The organism is Pontibacter sp. GD7 (genome assembly GCF_058216375.1).
Window position 1 is genome coordinate 320862 of record NZ_JBYZMP010000003.1, and the last position, 18255, is coordinate 339116.

Below are 18255 nucleotides of genomic sequence, written 5' to 3' on the forward strand. Positions count from 1 at the left end.
AATATTTGAAAGTCCTGTGCCTAAGTGGCGCAGGACTTTTTGTTTTAAAAGATATTAGGGTTACTTTTGGCAAATTTTGTCCCAAAGCATGTACGATATTTTCAGAGGGCTCATAGGATTAGTAGTTCTGTTGGCCATTGCATTCTTGTTCTCAAAAAACAAAAAACGTATTGACTGGAAGCTGGTAGGCTTCGGTGTTTTTCTGCAACTGCTGTTTGGCGTTCTGGTAACCCAGGTGCCGCTGGTAGCCGATGGTTTTGCTGCCGTTAGCCGTGGTTTTGTTACCTTCCTTGATTTCTCGCAGGCAGGTGCGCAGTTCCTGTTTGGCAACCTGGCCAACCCTTCTCAAAATGCCGGCTTAGGATTTATCTTCGCTTTCTCGGTGCTTCCAACCATTATTTTCTTCTCTACGGTTTCAGCTGGTTTATACTACCTGGGCGTACTCCAGAAAATAGTATATGGCATTGCCTGGGTTATGTCGAAGGGCATGCGCCTATCGGGTGCTGAGAGTTTGTCTGCGGCAGGCAACATTTTCCTGGGCCAGACAGAGGCACCTTTGCTGGTGCGTCCGTTTATCGGCCGCATGACGCGCTCTGAACTGATGTGCTTAATGACGGGTGGTATGGCTACGCTTGCTGGTGGTGTACTGGCTGCTTACGTGGCCTTTCTGGGTGGCGACGACCCTGCACAGAAGGCGATCTTTGCCGCGCACCTTTTAACGGCCTCTATCATGAACGCGCCGGCAGGCATTGTGCTTGCCAAGATACTGGTGCCGGAAACAGAACCGGAGAAGATACATACAGAGCTTGAAATGAACCAGGAGCAGCTTGGTGTGAACCTGGTAGACGCCCTTTCGAGAGGTGCTGCAGATGGCCTTAGACTGGCTGCGAACGTGGGTGGTATGTTGCTTGCCTTTATTGCGGTGATTGCCCTTGTGAATTACCTGTTAACTGACCTTGTAGGAGACCTGACCGGCCTGAATGCATGGGTTGTTTCCAGCACAGACGGACGTTTCTCTGGTTTCTCGTTGCAGTACCTGCTTGGCCAGATCTTCAGAGTGTTTGCGTTTATCATGGGTGTGCCGTGGCAGGATACTTTGCTGGTAGGCAGCTTGCTTGGTCAGAAAACAGCCATCAACGAGTTTGTGGCTTACCTGGACCTGGCAGAAATGAAAAATAACAGCCTGCTTTCGCCAAAGTCACTGATCATGTCTACGTATGCCTTGTGCGGTTTCTCAAACTTTAGCTCTATTGCTATCCAGATCGGTGGTATCGGAAGTATGGCCCCTAGCCAGCAGGGTAACCTGTCTAAGCTGGGTTTCCTGGCCTTGTTGGGTGCCTCGCTTGCCTGTATGATGACGGCAACCGTTTCGGGCATGCTTTACGGTATTTAGAAGTATAAATAGTATAAAACAGCAGCGCCTGCCATTGTTAAGTGGCAGGCGCTGCTGTTTTATACTTTTCCGGAGAATGTAATTTATACTTAGGCTTCGCCTTCTTCCACTTTTTTGGCGTCGCGCATCAGGCGGTTGGCAAAGATAAACTCATTCAGTTCCGGCACGTCAGAATCCAGGATGTTGTCGCGGTTGCCTTCCCACAGCTTTTTGCCTTCGTACAGGAACATAATCTTATCACCGATTTCGATCACGGAGTTCATGTCGTGGGTTACTACTATGGTAGTAATATTATACTCCTCGGTAATCTCCTTGATTAGTCCGTCTATTTTAAGGGCAGTTAAAGGGTCCAGACCGGAGTTTGGCTCATCGCAGAACAGGTAGGTACAATCAGGGGCAATGGCGCGTGCAATACCCACTCGTTTCTTCATACCACCGCTAAGTTCAGAAGGCATCTTTTTGTTTGCGTTCTCCAGACCAACGCGCTTCAGGCAAAAGTTTACCCTGTCCATGCGTTCGTCTTTGGGCATTTTAGCGAGCATCTTGAGCGGGAACATCACATTTTGCTCCACGGTCATGGAGTCGAACAGGGCAGAGCTCTGGAACAGCATTCCGATCTTACGACGGATTTCCTGCCGTATGTCCAATTTATTATTCGTAAAGTAAGTGCCGTCAAAAGTAACGCTGCCCAGGTCGGGTTTTATCAGGCCTACAATACACTTCAGCAGCACGCTTTTACCTGTACCGCTGGCCCCAAGCAACAGGTTTGTTTTACCTGTTTCAAAAACACCGCTAATGCCGTCCAGTACTTTTTTGTCGCCGAAGGTTTTATGTATGTTATGTATTTCGATCATGTTAGCTAGGCTAGAAGTATAAATAATCCTTACAGAAGCAACTGGGCACACACATAATCGCCTATAAGTACAGCGATGACGCTGTTTGTTACGGCGGCAGTACTGGCGCCTCCCACTTCAAGGGCACCACCCCTTGTATTGTAGCCTCTGAAAGATGATATAGATGAGATCAGGAAAGCAAACACAACAGACTTAATAAGGGCGAAGGTGATGTTATAAGGCACAAAATCGCCACGAATTCCGGTGATGTATTCCTGTGCAGTTAAGGCATTTGTAACGGTGCCTGCCACGTAGCCACCCGCAATAGAGAGAAACATGGCCAGAATCACAAGCATCGGGAACACCAGCAGCGAGGCAATTACTTTAGGCAGCACCAGGTAAGAGGCGGAGTTGATGCCCATCACTTCCAGTGCGTCTACCTGTTCTGTTATCTGCATGGTGCCCAGGCCGCCGGCGATGTTAGAGCCTACTTTACCTGCCAGCACGATAGAGGTGATGGTAGGGGCCAGCTCAAGTATGGTCATTTCCCGCACCATAAAACCTATTGTGGATCTTGGTATGAAGGCATTGTTCAGGTTATAGGATACCTGCACACAAGTTACGGCACCGATAAAAGTTGACACAATAGCCACTATGAAAATGGAGTTTATACCTATAAGTATAGCCTCGTCGATTGTTCTGTTAAAGAGTATCTTTGGCGATTCAGTTCTGGTGAAAAGGCTCGTCATGAAGAGCAGATACTGTCCGAAGTGTTGCAGCATATGGGGTTCAGATGCGTGTTAAAGCTTGTTATTAAACAAAAATAAGGTATTAATAGCTATATTACGTGTAAAATTGCAAAACATATAAAGTAGTACATATTTATGCAACGATACATTCTGGTAACAGGCGGCACAAAGGGAATCGGAAGGGCTGTGATTGAACAATTTGCGAAAAACGGTTTCCATATCATTACCTGTTCCCGTAACGAAAACGACCTGCAGAAGTTAAAGATCGAGATCGAACAGAGTTATACTTTCTCGAAAGTTCTTTACAAAGAGGCTGACCTTAGCAAACCTGACTCGCTGAAAGATTTTATCAAGTATGTGAAAGGGCTTAAAGTTAGGATAGACGTGCTTGTTAACAACAGTGGCCTGTTTATCCCGGGCAAGATTACCGAAGAGGACGATGAAGCCCTGCCGTTTATGATCAACACAAATCTATACAGCGCCTATTACCTCACAAAGGCCGTGGTAGGCGACATGATCAAGCGCCGCTCAGGGCATATCTTTAACATGTGTTCCACGGCAAGTATAACCCCATACATTAACGGCGGCTCTTACTGCATTTCGAAGTATGCGCTCTACGGCATGACCAAAGTGCTGCGCGAAGAAACCAAAGAGCACAATGTAAGGGTAACGGCTATACTTCCGGGAGCTACTCTCACAGCCAGCTGGGAAGGTGTGGACCTGCCGCCAGAGCGTTTTATGAAATCTGAGGACGTGGCCATGGCCGTGCATAATGCTTATATTCTTTCAGAGAACAGCGTGGTGGAGGAGATGCTCATCAGGCCGCAACTGGGGGATATTTAAGACAATTTTGAATGAGTGAATGAGTGAATTTTTCCATTGTAAACAAACCAATTACATACTACATGAAAACAAAATTTTTACCTATTGCCTTAGGGCTATTCTGTACAACTATAGCGTTCGGACAGAAACTGGAAATTGGCGTACAGCTTAACTCAGGCTTATCACGCTTTGGCGGTGAGTCTGCTGCAAGTACAAGCAGGATGTATCATATGCCTCAACATGGATCTGTCTATACTTCTAATCCATACGGAAACAAATTTGCCGCTGCGTATGGCATATCCGCTCAGTTGCAAAAGGTTAATACACGTAACTTTATTGTAGGTGCTCAGCTTGGTTTTGAGTCGCTGAAAGGAGAAGTTAAAATTGATAGGGTGTTGGTATCGGAAAACAATACACAGCGCAGCGAAGCGGCTGAAGGCTCTACAACCCTGCGTTATGATTTCCTGAACCTGCAACCATACTTTGGACGAAGGTTTGAAACGGGTAAGTTTTACCATGACCTGACCATTGGCGCAGACCTTGGGTTATTGGTTATTGCCCGTGAGAAATCGGTTGTGACTTATGGGCAGAATGAGGAAATTGAATTTAGCAGAGAATTAGGTGTAATGGCTTCAACCTTTGATTTCAGACCTCGAATAGGTATCACTTCATACTATAAGCATGTGGGGTTATCTGTTAGCTATGCACATGGCTTAACCGACCATAAACCTAATTTGGAGGGAGGAGTTGACCAGGACGTATTTTTTAGAGTACTACGATTAGGGTTGATCTATAAAATCAAATAAGAACCTATTATAAAGTATAAAACTATGAATTTAGAAGGTAAAGTAGCGGTTGTAACCGGAGTAAGTAAAGGTATAGGGTTGGCCACAGTTAAGGCCTTACTAGACAAAGGGGCAAAGGTAGCAGGCTGGGGAAGAACCAAGCCTGATCTGGAGCATGAGAACTTTTACTTTTTTGAGTGCGATGTGCGTTACAACGAGTCGGTGCAGCAGGCTTTGGACCAGACCTTTGCGCATTTGGGTACACATATACAAATCCTGGTAAACAACGCAGGTTTGGGAGTAGCCGGTTACCTGGAAGACATTAGCCTGGATGACTGGCACCTGATGTTTGAAACCAACGTGAACGGCATCTTCTACTGCACCCGATTGGTGGTACCCGGCATGAAAGAGCTGGGAGAGGGGCACATCATTAATATTTCATCAATAGCAGGCACCTCAGGCATTGAGCAGATGTCCGGTTACTGTGGCACTAAGCACGCTGTTCGTGGTATTTCGCACTCGCTTTACAAAGAGGTGCGCGACTATGGCGTAAAGGTTACCTGCATTTACCCTGGCTCAGTGCAAACCAACTTCTTCGATAACATTGATAGCGTTACGGTAAACGAGAACATGATGCGACCAGAGGATATTGCCTCTACTATTATTCATTCACTGGAATCGCACCCGAACTACCACCACGTGGACATTGAAGTGCGCCCTCTGATGCCGAAAGGCAGGAAGACATACACGAAAGAACAATAGATTGGCAAGTTCTTTATACCTTTGGGACCGGGATTTGGATCAGGATTCTCAGGATTAGAAGATCAACAGGATCGTTGTATTAAACCTAAAGTATAAAGTATACTTTTAGTAGTATAAAGTATGTACGCTAAGTACACAGAAAGTGGGCTAGTTTAACATAAGTGCTTATAAACAGTCTTTCGTCCTTTGTCCAAAAATCCTTTGTCTAAATTATTCATCACTAGTTATTAACATACTTTGTCTGTTGAAGTAAAAAATCTCACGAAGATTTTCGGGTCGCAGCGTGCTGTGGATGATATTTCGTTTACAGTAGAGCAGGGGCAGATACTGGGTTTCCTGGGGCCGAACGGTGCCGGAAAGTCCACGACCATGAAGATTGCCACCTGCTATTTGCCTCCAACTGCAGGTACGGTGGTGGTAAACGGCTTTGATGTGGTGCAGGACCCCATTGCCGTGCGCCGCAACGTGGGGTATCTGCCGGAGCATAACCCGCTTTACCTGGACATGTATGTGCACGAGTACCTTAACTTCATTGCTTCCATTTATGGCCTGAAAGGTAAGCATGCCAAAGCGCGTGTGCAGGAAATGGTAGAGCTGTGCGGCCTGACCATAGAGCAGGGCAAGAAAATAGGAGCCCTATCAAAAGGTTACCGTCAGCGTGTAGGCCTGGCGCAGGCGTTGGTGCACGATCCGCAGGTGCTTATACTTGACGAGCCTACCACGGGCCTGGATCCTAACCAGATCGTAGATATCCGTGCGCTAATAAAGCAGATCGGCCAGAACAAAACCGTTATTTTCTCGACACACATCATGCAGGAGGTAGCCGCTATCTGCGACAGGGTGGTAATCATAAACCGCGGCAAACTGGTAGCTGACAGTGATGTGGCCAGTCTGCAGGCAGGTGGCAGAAACGAGAAAGTTACGCTGGTTGAGTTTGAGGCGCCGGTAAATGTGGCCTTACTGCAAAGTATACCGGGTGTAGTTGTGGTAGAGCAAGCGCAGGGCCATACTTACCGCATAACGTCCAACCGCGATGCCGATGTGCGCTCTAACGTGTTCCGGATTGCCGCAGAGCAAAACTGGCCACTGGTAGGTCTTCGTCAGGAAGAAAACTCACTCGAAAAGATATTCCAACAGCTTACAAAGAATTAAGAATTAGAAATTATGAATTATGAATTAGGAGAGGAGGCAAAGTATACTCATTCATAATTCATAATTCAGCATTCATAATTTAAAATAAATGCTCGCAATACTTAAAAAAGAATTCAACGGCTTTCTGAACTCGCTGATCGCCTACATCGTGATTGCGGTGTTTCTGGTGGCGATCGGCATGTTTATGTGGGTGTTTCCGGAGAGCAGCGTGCTGGAGTATGGCTTCGCCGACATGCAGACGCTTTTCAGCATGGCTCCGTGGGTTTTTCTGTTCCTGATACCGGCCATCACCATGCGTACTTTTGCCGAAGAGAAAAGGGAAGGCACGATTGAGCTGCTCCTGACAAAACCCATTTCAGACCTGCAGCTTATACTTGGCAAATACTTTGCGGCGCTATTGCTTGCTTTATTTGCGCTGTTGCCTACACTGCTATACTATTACTCGGTTTACGAACTGGGTAGCCCGCAAGGCAACGTAGATTCGGCGGCTGTGGTGGGGTCATACTTGGGTCTTGTTTTCCTGGCGGGTGTGTTCTGTGCCATTGGGGTGTTTGCCTCATCGGTGTCCAGCAACCAGATCATATCCTTTGTTATCGCCGTGTTCCTTTGCTTTATCATTTACACCGGCTTCGATTCGATTGCCTCTATCCCGGTGTGGGGCAAGTACAGTTACTTTGTAAGCCAGCTGGGCATTTCTTACCACTACAATGCCATCAGCAAAGGCCTCGTCGATTCCAGGGATGTGCTATACTTTCTGAGTGTGATCGCGATCATGCTACTGTCCACCACATTAGTTTTAAAGAGCAGAAAATGGTAACCGAAACAGCACCTACTAAAAGCAAGCGCAGCAGCGATCTGCTTAAATTTGCAGGCTGGCTGGTAGCTATTATCCTGCTAAACATACTTGCCGCCAATTTCTTTTTCCGCCTGGACCTTACCGAGGACAAGCGCTATACTATCTCGCCGGTTACGAAGCAGATGCTGGGGCAACTTGAGGATGAAGTGGTAGTAGATGTGTACCTGGAAGGCGACTTCCCGGCCGGCTTTAAACGCCTGCAGCAATCAGTGCGCGAAACACTGGATGAGTTCAGGATATACTCCGGGGGTAATCTGCGCTACAATTTCATCGACCCGAATGACATCAGCGACGAGAAGCAGCGCAACGAGTTTATGATGAGCCTGGCCCAGAAAGGCATTAACCCAACCAACCTGCGCGCCACTGAGGATGGGAAGCAAGTGGAGCGCCTTGTTTTTCCGGGAGCCATCATAAAGTATAAAGGAAAAGAGGCAGCTGTTAATTTTCTGAAAGGCAACCTTTCGGCCTCTGCCGACGAACGCCTGAACCAGTCTGTGGAAGGTGTGGAGTTTGAACTGGCTACGGCAGTGCGAAAAGTGGCGTTCTCGGGTAACAAGATCATTGGTTACATAACCGGGCAAGGCGAGTTGGAGATGCAACAGGTAACCGATCTTTTGGGCTCTTTGCAGGAATATTACCGTGTGGCCCGTGGCGAGCTGGATCAGATACCAAGCCTACAAGGGCTGGACCTGATCATCGTAGCCAAGCCGACCTCGGCATACTCTGAGCTGGACAAGTATAAGATAGACCAGTTTATCATGAACGGGGGCAAGGCCGTGTTTTTTGTGGATGCCCTGAATGCAAATATGGATAGTGTAGGGGCAGGAGGGATGTTTGCACTGCCGTACAATCTAAACCTCGAAGACCTGCTTTTCCGTTATGGTGTGCGTCTGAACCATACTCTGATCATGGACATGAACGCTGGGTTTATACCTATGGTAACCGGCTACATGGGCGACAGGCCACAGACAGAGATGATAAGCTGGCGCTTTTACCCATTGCTGAACAACTTCAGTAAACACCCCATTACCCGTAACCTGGATGCTGTTTACTCCAAATTTATCGGAACCATGGATACCGTTAAAGCCGATGGGATACAGAAGACGCCGCTTGTGTTTACTTCTAAATACTCCAGGATACTGCAGGCGCCGGCCCCGATTAGCCTGGAGGAGGCACGCATACAGGTAAACCCTGAGTTGTACCAGGCAGGCTCGCAGCCGGTTGGCTACCTGCTGGAGGGTAAGTTCGCGTCGCTTTTCCGTAACCGCCGTGCGCCTGCGGGAGCGGCAGAAACCACCGTGAAGGAAGATGGCGTTGCGACGAAGATTGCCGTTTTCTCGGATGGGGACCTTGTCAGAAATGAAATTAACCCACGAACAGGACAGGCGTATGAGCTTGGTTTTGACCGTTATAACAACATAAAGTTTGCAAATAAAGAGTTGGCCATGAATACAATTCATTATTTGTTAGACTCGGAAGGCCTGATTAACGTACGCAGCAAGGAAATACAGCTGAGGCCACTAGACAAGGTGCGTGTGCGCGAAGAAAAGAGCTACTGGCAACTGCTTAACCTGGTAGTGCCTATTGTGTTGCTGGTAGTCTTTGGAACTGGCCGCTACTACCTGCGCAAGCGTAAATACGAACGTTTTTAGAATTTATACTTTTTCGCCTAAAATACTGCTAAATCACTATATTAGGTGGTGGCATAAATGCGATTTATTTATAACTTTGTCCAAATAACATTATAGATAGCATAATGAAATTTATCGTCTCTTCATCTGCTCTCCTGAAGCAGTTATCAAGTATAAACGGTGTGGTAACCAACAACCCTGTGGTGCCAATCCTGGAAAACTTCCTGTTCGAGATCAACAACAGCACGCTAACCATCACAGCCAGCGACCTGGAGACATCCATGATCACGCAGCTGCCGGTGGAGGCAAAGGAAAACGGCCGCATTGCCGCCCCAGCCAAGATCCTGTTGGAGACCCTGAAGAACCTTCCGGACCAGCCAGTTACCTTCACCATTGACGAGGAGACTTACACCATTGAGATCAGCTCATCGAATGGCCGATACAAGCTATCCGGGGAGAACGCTACGGATTTCCCGCGTGTACCTGTGGTACAGGGTGGCACTGCCATCGAGATTCCGTCTAATGTGCTTTCAAGAGCTATCAACAAGACCATCTTTGCGGTTAGCAATGATGAGCTTCGTCCGGCCATGACAGGTATCTTTGTGCAACTGCGCAACGACAACGTTACGTTTGTAGCCACAGACGGACACCGCCTGCTGCGTTACCGCCGCACCGACATTGCCACTAACCAGGATGCTTCTCTGATCATACCTAAGAAGGCTTTCATGCTGCTGAAGTCAACGCTGCCATCGGAGGCAACGGCTGTGCGTGTTGAGTTCAACAACTCCAACGCATTCTTCAGCTTCGACAACATCCGCATGATCTGCCGCCTGATCGATGAGCGTTACCCTGATTACGAAAATGTGATTCCGGTACAGAACCCTAACAAACTGGTGATCGATCGCCTGGACCTGTTAAGTTCTGTGAAGCGTATCTCGATCTACTCTAACAAAACAACACACCAGATCCGCCTGAAGCTTTCGGGCTCAGAGATGCAGGTGTCTGCCGAAGACCTTGACTTCTCTAACGAGGCGAACGAGCGTTTATCCTGCCAGTACGAAGGCGAGGACATGGAAATCGGTTTCAACGCTAAGTTCCTGATGGAAATGCTGAACAATATCGACTCTGATGAGATCTCATTTGAGCTTTCTACACCGAACCGTGCCGGCTTGTTAATGCCGATCGTGAACGAGGAGAACGAAAGTGTGCTAATGCTGGTAATGCCGGTAATGCTGAACAACTACGTTTAACACGTATAAAGTATAAAACAGAAGAAGGTGGGCCCGACAGCCCACCTTCTTCTGTTTTTAGGTAAGTGGTGGTTTCCGTTTTGTCTTCCGCACCTGTATAAACACCGGAAAGTGATCGCTTGGCCCTCCGAAATACGTTGTGCCGGAGAAGGTGGGCAATGGGGTGTCCTTGTACTTGCCGTACATGAATTTGATCTCGGTAGGATTGAAGATCTTGGCCGAGCCCCTCACATACTCAAGCCCATTTCCACTAACCAACGATTTAGATATGATGATCTGATCTAGCATCTTGAAATCGCCGCGGCTATGGTAGCTGCCAAGGCCGTTTACGTAGTGCATGTAAAATGTATTGAACAGTTCCTGTTTATAGTATGGGTTTGGCCTGCCAGTAGCCTTTAATACCTGCTCCATCACCGAGGATTTAGGCTCTGTGTCAAAGTCGCCCATTACAATAATGTTGGCATCAGGGTTTTTGGCCTGTATTGCGTTTATTTCCTTACGGAGTGTGGCTGCTGCATTGGGCAGCAGGCTGTTTTCCTGGCGGCCACGGCGTGTGTTGGCCCGTGCAGGCCAGTGGTTCAGGAACAGCGTTAAGGGCTCACCCTGCAGTTTACCGTTAACTTGTATAATGCCCTTACCTTTAAGGTTTTGGTCATAGTCAATCTTTATACTTTGCTTCGATTCTACCTTAAACAGATTGGGTTTATAGAGCAGGGCCAGGTCCAGGCCTTGTGCATCTTCTGATTCAAAGTGCACATATTCATACTTCATCTTGCGCAGTTGCGGCGTTTTAAGCAAATCCTGTAGTACAAGTGCATTCTCAACCTCCGTAAGACCAATTATGGCCGGGCCGTTTCCGCCTCCTATGCGTTCTATAGTGCTGGCCAGCTTTTGTACTTTGCGGTTATACTTTTCCTGGTCCCATTTCATGCTGCCATTCGGTGTAAAATTATTATCGGCAGTGTTGGGGTCATTTATCGTGTCGAAAAAGTTTTGCGTGTTGTAAAAGGCTATCGTATGAAGCTTGCCTTTTGAAGAAGGCGAAAGTACCCTGGAGCAGCCTAAAAGAGTGCTTAGGGTAAAAATGAGTAATAGAGTTTTTATTCCGTGGCGCATCGCGTAACTTTGTGCATCTATATGTTTAAAGCATAGTACGTGATATATATAGTATAAAGTTTAAAAACCGAGAAAATGAAAAAATCAGAGATATATTTCAGCATAGCCCTGGACGATAACCGTATCCCGGAAGCGATCAGCTGGAGAGCTACAGACGCAGGAGAGAAGATCCATTTTGCAAAGGCAATCAACATTTCGCTATGGGACCGTGATGAGGCCGGCACCATGAAGATTGACCTTTGGACAAAGGATATGCCTGTAGATGAGATGAAATACTTTTACGTGGACACCATTGGTGCCATGGCACAAAGTATAGCCACGGCTACAAGCGATAACGTGATGGCCCAGAAAATGCGCGCCCTTTGCGAAGACCTGATGAAGCACATCGAAGAGCAGCAGAAGAACAACACGAACGGTTAGTTTACAGCCCTTAAAGTATAAAAACAAAAGAGCCCCACATGTGGGGCTCTTTTGTTCTATTTAAAAATAGAAGCTTCTGGTTTAGTTCAGGCTAACTGATGTTGCCGGGGCAGCCTCGTTAACGGAAGCGGTCTGATTACCGTTTTCCTGCTGGTTAAGGCTAGCCATAAAATCTTTCTCGGTCTGGTTGTATACTTTACGGTCACCGAAGTACTCGTTATACTGCTTAGTGCTCAGTACGTTTTCTAATTGTACATCGCGCTCATTGCAGATCTCTTTGCACTTCAGGTCGATGATGGCCTGGTTGCCTGCAAACTCAGCTTCAACGGCCATCTTCTGGGCAACAACATCACTATTTATCTCTCTTATCTTGCGTGACTGGTAATTATTTAATCCCAGATCAACGATCATTCTGTCTGAAAGGTATTTTGCTCTTTGCTCAGCAACTACAGCAGTTTTCTTATCTAACTTTACTGTTTTCTTCGCGGTTGTCTTCGCACCACCGCCAGCAGCAGCAGTAAACACACATCCAAACATCATACAAGTCATTACCAGTAGCTTCTTCATTTCTTTATCCTTTTCTATAGTTTTATATTTAATTTCCCGATTTAAACTTACAACGTGGAGGGCTTTCAAAAAATTCCTGTATACGTTACAAATTATTTTCGTCTAATATAGTACAGATATTATGCCAAAAAAGGCTGATCTACCCTGTAAATCAGCCTTTTTTAAGAAAAAATAAGATATTTTACCACTCATTCATCCACATCATGGATTCTACTGGAGTAATGGTGCGGTTATTATACTTGGCGTTCTGTTTCTTATTGTAATAGTTCTCAATTCCGCCTTTTACCTCAAAGTATATTAACTGGCCGATCGGCATGCCATAGTATACCCTAACAGGCTGCGATACAGAGATCTCCAGTGTCCAGGTGTTGCAGAAACCTACATCGCCTTTTCCGGCTGTTGCATGTATGTCAATACCCAAACGGCCTACACTAGACTTACCCTCCAGGAAAGGCACATGGGCATGGGTCTCGGTATACTCCAGCGTAACGCCCAGGTACAGACGTCCCGGTTGCAGCACATAGCCTTCTTCCGGTATCTCAAATGTCTCGATCTCGTTGTGCTTGCGTGCGTCCAGCACCTCGTCTTTGTAAGTAGCCAGGTAGCGGCCCAGGTGAACATCGTAGGAGTTGGTGCCCAGGCAATCGCGGTTAAAAGGCTCCACCAGGATGGTGCCGTTCTCCATCTCCTCTAAAATCTGCTTATCAGTTAATATCATAAGGGTAAAAGTATACTAATGAGTAAATGTAATCAATTCAGGCCACAGTTTTGAGCGGCCTCAGCTGATTTGATCGATAATTAATGTGCTTGATTACAAGGCTTCTTTTAATGCTTCCAGATTGGCTTTAATATACTCGTCGGCTATACTTTCAGTGATGGCAGTGGACACAAACAACGCTTCGTACTGCGAAGGTGCCAGGTAAACGCCTCTCTGCAGCATGGCATTAAAGTAACGGCCGAAAAGGGCTGTGTCTGATGTCTTGGCGCTATCGAAATCGGTTACCGGCTGGTTGGTGAAGAACACGCTGAACATAGAGCCAACACGGTTAAGCGTAAAGTTTACGCCTAGCTCCTGCATGTTCTGGCGCATGCCATTTACAAGCTTGTCTGTAATGCTGTTAAGCTGCGTGTATACTTCAGGGTGCTCTTTCAGGTAGGTTAGCATGGCCATACCGGCAGCCATGGCAATTGGGTTACCGGATAAGGTGCCCGCCTGGTAAACAGGACCGGCCGGCGCCACGAAGTCCATTATCTCTTTTTTGCCGCCATAGGCACCCACAGGCATGCCGCCACCGATGATCTTGCCCAGTGTGCTCATGTCCGGGGTAACACCATATAGCTCCTGTGCACCACCCGGGGCCAAACGGAAACCTGTCATCACCTCGTCAAATATCAGCACGATCCCTTCCTGGTCGCATAGGGTGCGAAGGCCTTGCAGGAAACCTTCTGCAGGTGTTACCAGTCCCATATTGCCAGCCACTGGCTCCAGAATAATGGCAGCCACCTGGCCTTTGTTTGCTTCAACCAGCATCTTTACGGCATCCAGGTTGTTAAATGGAGCTGTCAGGGTATCATTAGCAGTACCTTTGGTAACGCCAGGGCTATCCGGCACACCAAGTGTAATGGCGCCACTGCCGGCCGATATTAGGAATGAGTCGCCGTGGCCATGGTAGCATCCTTCAAACTTAATTATCTTGTCACGGCCTGTATATCCGCGGGCAACGCGTATAGCCGACATGGTTGCCTCGGTACCGGAGTTTACCATGCGCACTTTCTCGATACTAGGCACCATGCTGACGATCAGTTCAGCGATCTCGATCTCTTTGCGGGTAGGCGCACCAAACGAAAGGGAGTTAGGTATAGCCTTTATCACTGCCTCTTGTACCACCTCAGCGGCATGGCCCAGGATCATCGGGCCCCATGAGTTTATAAAGTCGATGTAGCGGTTACCATCCTCATCATACATATAGGCTCCTTTTGCCGAAACCATAAAGCGCGGGTTGCCGCCTACTGCTTTAAAGGCACGCACAGGGGAGTTCACACCTCCTGGAATTGTGTTCTGGGCACGAAGAAAAAGGTCGTTGCTAACGGGTGCTTGTATCATATATCTTGTAAATCTTTTGTAATTCTTTAAAAAACAGGGTTTACCACGATCAGCTCAAGGTTTTCCAGCTTAGTGATGGGAACATACTGGTTATCGTGGCGAACTTCGTTCTTGCCGCCCTGGTCAGCGTAACCGATGCCAGTGTAGAGCACACCTGGCTTCACGTTGCTGTTCTGTAGCTGCTGGTTAAACTGCGGGCCATACTTCTTCAGCATCTGCCCGAAATAATACATCATCTCAAAGCCGGCATAGGCAAAAGGAGAGGGCGTTAAGTTATACTTGCTCACATACTTTTTGCGGAACCAGTTGTTGCCCGGGTTTTGCTTGTTAATATACTTTGGGCTGATGAAGTATACTTCCAGGTTGTCGAGTTGGCGCAGTGTTATCTGGTTTATTTCCAGCCACTTGTCATAGGTGATGATAGGCAGCTTCGGGGCTTTGCTTTGCACGGCGCTGGTGGCATTTACCGCAGCCGTCATTTTATCTGAGAAGACGGCAATATGCCCAAGTTCTTGCAGGTTAAGGCCATTGAACAGGGTGGCCGTTGCCGTGGTCTGGGCAGAGTTTATCTTGCGATAGGTTCTGACCTTACCCCCTAAGCGGATATACTCCTGGCGGTAGTACCGCGCAAACGTGGTATCGTCCCTGGACTCTTCGAACAAGATCGTAGCCACCTTAGGAGAGAAGTTTTGGTAAGCGTATGCGGCAGCCTGCCTGGCCTGCGTTGCTATTGATGCCTCGAACAGGAACGTGTTTGTATTACCACGTACCATTTCCGGGTCCTGAGAAAGCGGATTGATCACGTTGATGTTATTTTGGGCGGCATAGCGGGCCGCTACCTTCGCCGTTGACTTGTACAGCGGTCCAATGATCAGGTCCATCTGCTTCAGTTCAGGCAAATCCAGCACGCGCTTCACGCTCATGGTGTCGGCACCGGTGTCGTAAGTATACAGGTTGATATTTATGTCCTGCTTCTGAAGCGAGTCCTGGGCAAGTTTAATACCTGCATAGAGGTCTGTTACAAACTGGCTGGAGCGTGCGGTTTGCTTGTAGTCCTGGTTAAGCTGAAAGGGGAGGAGTAATGCCACGTTGTAGCCTTTCTCACGAAGCACATCTTTATTTAAATAGCGGCTGCGGTCCAGGTTATGGCGTGATACCAGCGTTTCCAGCAACTCCCTGTCCTGTGTGCGGTACCAACCCCCGATCAGCTTATTGGCAAAGGCCTGGGCCACTTCCTTGTCCTTGGGGAAGCGCTGCACCAATTGCTCAAAAGCGGCCCTGTCGTTCAGGCTGCTCAGGTAAAAACGTTTCAGGTTACCGGCATCGGCTGCCAGTGGCGTGCCTTGTAACTCCTGTAACTTGCTGATACCACGCTGGTATTCTCCCTGCTCAAGCAACACATTGGCCAGCAGGTAGTCCGCCTCGTTCATACCATACCAGTTGGGGTGCTGGTTCTGCAGTTGCAGCAGCATGTCGTATGCCTCTTTCAGTTTATTGCCTTTAAATGCGGCAAGTGCATACAAGTAGTTAGCCTCGGGTGCATAAGCTGAATTGCTGCTGATAACCGGCCTTAACTCGGCCATGGCCTGGTCGTACTTTTGCTGCTGCAGCAGTATTTTACCATTGCTGTAAGCTATGGCCGGGTCCTGTACCTGTGCCTGCGCGGGCATTGCCAGTACTACCAGCAGCATTAAGCCAGCAATTTTTTTCAAGAAGCTAGAGTTCATACTTTCATGATTTCTGAATGAGCGAATGAGTGGCCTGGTGAATCGTTAAACTATTTAATCCACTGGGCCACTCATTCAAAGATCAATCCATTATACTTATTCCCACTCAATAGTGGCTGGTGGTTTAGAGCTGATGTCGTACACCACGCGGTTTACGCCTTTCACCTTGTTGATGATCTCGTTGGATACATCTGCCAGGAATTCATACGGTAAACGACTCCAATCCGCTGTCATGCCGTCTATACTTGTTACGGCGCGCAGGGCCACCACATTTTCATAGGTACGCTCATCACCCATCACACCAACCGACTGAAGCGGCGTAAGTATAGCGCCTGCCTGCCATACTTCGTCATAAAGTCCGTCTTTTTTCAGGTTGTTGATGAAGATATGGTCTACCTGCTGCAGGATGTTTACTTTTTCCGGGGTTACATCGCCAAGTATACGGATGGCCAGACCCGGACCCGGGAACGGGTGGCGGCCAAGTATAGCATCATCTATTTTAAGTGCCTTGCCCACCAAACGAACCTCGTCTTTAAACAAAGTCTTCAGTGGCTCAACAACTTTCAGTTTCATAAAGTCTGGCAAACCACCCACGTTGTGGTGCGATTTAATAGTAGCAGAAGGCCCTTTCACGCTCATCGACTCAATAACATCCGGGTAGATGGTGCCCTGTGCCAGCCACTTCACATCCTCTATCTTGTGCGATTCTTCGTCGAACACCTCAATAAATACCCTGCCGATGGCTTTGCGCTTCTGCTCTGGGTCTGAAATACCGGCCAGTGCCGAGTAGAATTTATCCTTAGCGTCAACGCCTTTTACATTAAGGCCCATGTGCTTGTAAGAGTCCAGCACCTGCTCAAACTCATTTTTGCGCAACAGGCCATTGTCCACGAAAATACAGTACAGGTTCTTGCCAATTGCCTGGTGAATCAGCATGGCAGCCACGCTGGAGTCCACGCCGCCTGACAGGCCAAGCACCACTTTATCATCGCCTAGCTGCTCTTGCAGATCAGCTACGGTGGCATCTATAAATTGCTCGGAGGTCCAGTCTTGCTGGCAGCCGCAGATATGCACCACAAAGTTGCGAAGCAAGGTTTTGCCTTCTTCGGAGTGCGTTACCTCCGGGTGGAACTGGATACCATAGGTTTCCTGTCCGCGCAGTTTGTAGGCGGCCACGCGCACACTCTCTGTGCTGGCAATTACCTCGAAGTTCTCAGGAGTATCCTTAATGGTATCGCCATGCGACATCCATACTACAGAGCCTAAAGTAAGTTCTTTCAGGAGCTTGTCGTGGTTGTGCAACTCGCTTATGCGTGCACGGCCATACTCTCTGATAGTAGATGGCATAACCTCGCCACCAAGTTCGTGCGCCATTAGCTGAGCGCCATAGCAAACACCAAGCACCGGAACATTGCCTAAAAACTGGTTCAGATCTATGGTAGGGTGTTCGTGGTCACGTACGGAGCATGGGCTACCTGAAAAGATCACACCCTTTACATCTTCTGCAAGGGCTGGAACATTGTTGTAGGGGTATATTTCGCAATATACGTTTAGCTCGCGCACCCTTCTGGCAATTAGCTGGGTGTATTGGGAGCCAAAGTCGAGGATGAGAATTTTTTCTGGCATGTGCAAAGGTAAGGCTGTTTTATAGTATTTGCCAATAGAATCTGTTTTTATTGGTTGTGGGGTTTTGGTGGGGGAGTGCCGTGTATACTTATACTTGAGCTATTCTATCGAGCTTGCTTTTTTCCTCAGCCCCACTTGCCTATCGTTTCATATTATAGTTTGGTGCCCTCAAGGCCGGGTGGCCTCGCCTTCGGGCATCGCGCTACACCGTCTTCCTGCCCTCGTACCTCTGGCTGCCTCACTCCGTTCGTCACCGGAACCCGCTAAAGCGCTCAACCCAAAGGCTGGGATTGACACTTCTTGGTTAAAGCCTTCTGCAATTGGCATAAAAGTATAAAACAGTAATAGCAGAAACTCCCCCTCCTTGGACAATCGAGAACGAGAGTTCGAAGATTGCGAGCGTAGCTCTGAGGGGATAAAGGGGTGGTTTGACCCAGTAATACCAGACACTCGCAGGAGCTT

Annotated in this window: 17 protein-coding genes; 9 read left to right on the forward strand and 8 right to left on the reverse strand. The window is 47.9% G+C overall.

Features of this window, described 5'->3' with window-relative positions:
* Positions 1-88: 88 nt before the first annotated feature.
* Positions 89-1393, forward strand: coding sequence for a NupC/NupG family nucleoside CNT transporter (locus AC4BAP_RS06910; protein ID WP_490581890.1), 1305 nt, complete (start codon positions 89-91; stop codon positions 1391-1393).
* 89 nt (positions 1394-1482) lie between these two features.
* On the opposite strand, the gene AC4BAP_RS06915 is transcribed toward AC4BAP_RS06910, so the two are convergent.
* Both AC4BAP_RS06915 and AC4BAP_RS06920 read right to left on the reverse strand, forming a co-directional pair.
* Positions 1483-2247 carry an ABC transporter ATP-binding protein gene (locus tag AC4BAP_RS06915; protein ID WP_490581891.1) on the reverse strand — a complete coding sequence of 255 codons (765 nt, stop codon included), beginning with the start codon at positions 2245-2247 and terminating at the stop codon, positions 1483-1485.
* A gap of 29 nt (positions 2248-2276) precedes the next feature.
* Positions 2277-3008 (reverse strand): MlaE family ABC transporter permease, encoded by a 732-nt coding sequence (locus AC4BAP_RS06920; protein WP_490581892.1) that lies wholly within the window; start codon positions 3006-3008, stop codon positions 2277-2279.
* A 102-nt stretch (positions 3009-3110) separates the two neighbouring features.
* Between AC4BAP_RS06920 and AC4BAP_RS06925 the strand changes: the two genes are divergently transcribed.
* From AC4BAP_RS06925 to dnaN, 7 genes are all read left to right on the forward strand, one after another.
* On the forward strand, positions 3111-3818 hold the full coding sequence (locus tag AC4BAP_RS06925) for an SDR family NAD(P)-dependent oxidoreductase (protein ID WP_490581893.1): 708 nt from the start codon (positions 3111-3113) through the stop codon (positions 3816-3818).
* Positions 3819-3880: 62 nt separating this feature from the next.
* Entirely contained in the window at positions 3881-4603 is a 723-nt protein-coding gene (locus tag AC4BAP_RS06930; RefSeq protein WP_490581894.1) for a hypothetical protein, read from the forward strand.
* Between the two features lie 24 nt (positions 4604-4627).
* The gene (locus AC4BAP_RS06935) at positions 4628-5344 is read left to right on the forward strand and encodes an SDR family oxidoreductase (RefSeq protein WP_490581895.1); all 717 of its coding nucleotides are present in this window, start codon (positions 4628-4630) and stop codon (positions 5342-5344) included.
* A gap of 237 nt (positions 5345-5581) precedes the next feature.
* The gene (gldA, locus tag AC4BAP_RS06940; protein WP_490581896.1) at positions 5582-6496 is read left to right on the forward strand and encodes a gliding motility-associated ABC transporter ATP-binding subunit GldA; all 915 of its coding nucleotides are present in this window, start codon (positions 5582-5584) and stop codon (positions 6494-6496) included.
* An 88-nt stretch (positions 6497-6584) separates the two neighbouring features.
* On the forward strand, positions 6585-7313 hold the full coding sequence (gene gldF / locus AC4BAP_RS06945) for a gliding motility-associated ABC transporter permease subunit GldF (protein WP_490581897.1): 729 nt from the start codon (positions 6585-6587) through the stop codon (positions 7311-7313).
* Positions 7307-9004, forward strand: coding sequence for a gliding motility-associated ABC transporter substrate-binding protein GldG (gene gldG / locus AC4BAP_RS06950; RefSeq protein WP_490581898.1), 1698 nt, complete (start codon positions 7307-7309; stop codon positions 9002-9004). Before gldF ends, gldG begins: the two co-directional genes overlap by 7 nt.
* A 104-nt stretch (positions 9005-9108) precedes the next feature.
* On the forward strand, positions 9109-10233 hold the full coding sequence (dnaN, locus tag AC4BAP_RS06955; protein ID WP_490581899.1) for a DNA polymerase III subunit beta: 1125 nt from the start codon (positions 9109-9111) through the stop codon (positions 10231-10233).
* Between the two features lie 57 nt (positions 10234-10290).
* Here the strand turns inward: dnaN and AC4BAP_RS06960 are convergent, their stop codons facing one another.
* Positions 10291-11349, reverse strand: a complete 1059-nt coding sequence (locus AC4BAP_RS06960) for an endonuclease/exonuclease/phosphatase family protein (protein WP_490581900.1) — start codon at positions 11347-11349, stop codon at positions 10291-10293.
* A 75-nt stretch (positions 11350-11424) separates the two neighbouring features.
* Here AC4BAP_RS06960 and gldC point away from each other — a divergent pair, with 75 nt between their 5' ends.
* A complete protein-coding gene (gene gldC, locus AC4BAP_RS06965; RefSeq protein ID WP_490581901.1) occupies positions 11425-11769 on the forward strand; it encodes a gliding motility protein GldC in 345 nt (114 codons plus the stop codon).
* Between the two features lie 81 nt (positions 11770-11850).
* Here the strand turns inward: gldC and AC4BAP_RS06970 are convergent, their stop codons facing one another.
* From AC4BAP_RS06970 to guaA, 5 genes are all read right to left on the reverse strand, one after another.
* Positions 11851-12336 carry a DUF4890 domain-containing protein gene (locus tag AC4BAP_RS06970; protein ID WP_490581902.1) on the reverse strand — a complete coding sequence of 162 codons (486 nt, stop codon included), beginning with the start codon at positions 12334-12336 and terminating at the stop codon, positions 11851-11853.
* A gap of 181 nt (positions 12337-12517) precedes the next feature.
* Positions 12518-13054 carry a dCTP deaminase gene (gene dcd, locus AC4BAP_RS06975; protein WP_490581903.1) on the reverse strand — a complete coding sequence of 179 codons (537 nt, stop codon included), beginning with the start codon at positions 13052-13054 and terminating at the stop codon, positions 12518-12520.
* 93 nt (positions 13055-13147) lie between these two features.
* Positions 13148-14440, reverse strand: coding sequence for a glutamate-1-semialdehyde 2,1-aminomutase (gene hemL / locus AC4BAP_RS06980; protein WP_490581904.1), 1293 nt, complete (start codon positions 14438-14440; stop codon positions 13148-13150).
* Positions 14441-14466: 26 nt separating this feature from the next.
* Entirely contained in the window at positions 14467-16152 is a 1686-nt protein-coding gene (locus AC4BAP_RS06985; protein WP_490581905.1) for an ABC transporter substrate-binding protein, read from the reverse strand.
* Positions 16153-16263: 111 nt separating this feature from the next.
* Positions 16264-17793 (reverse strand): glutamine-hydrolyzing GMP synthase, encoded by a 1530-nt coding sequence (guaA, locus tag AC4BAP_RS06990; RefSeq protein WP_490581906.1) that lies wholly within the window; start codon positions 17791-17793, stop codon positions 16264-16266.
* Positions 17794-18255 lie beyond the last annotated feature (462 nt).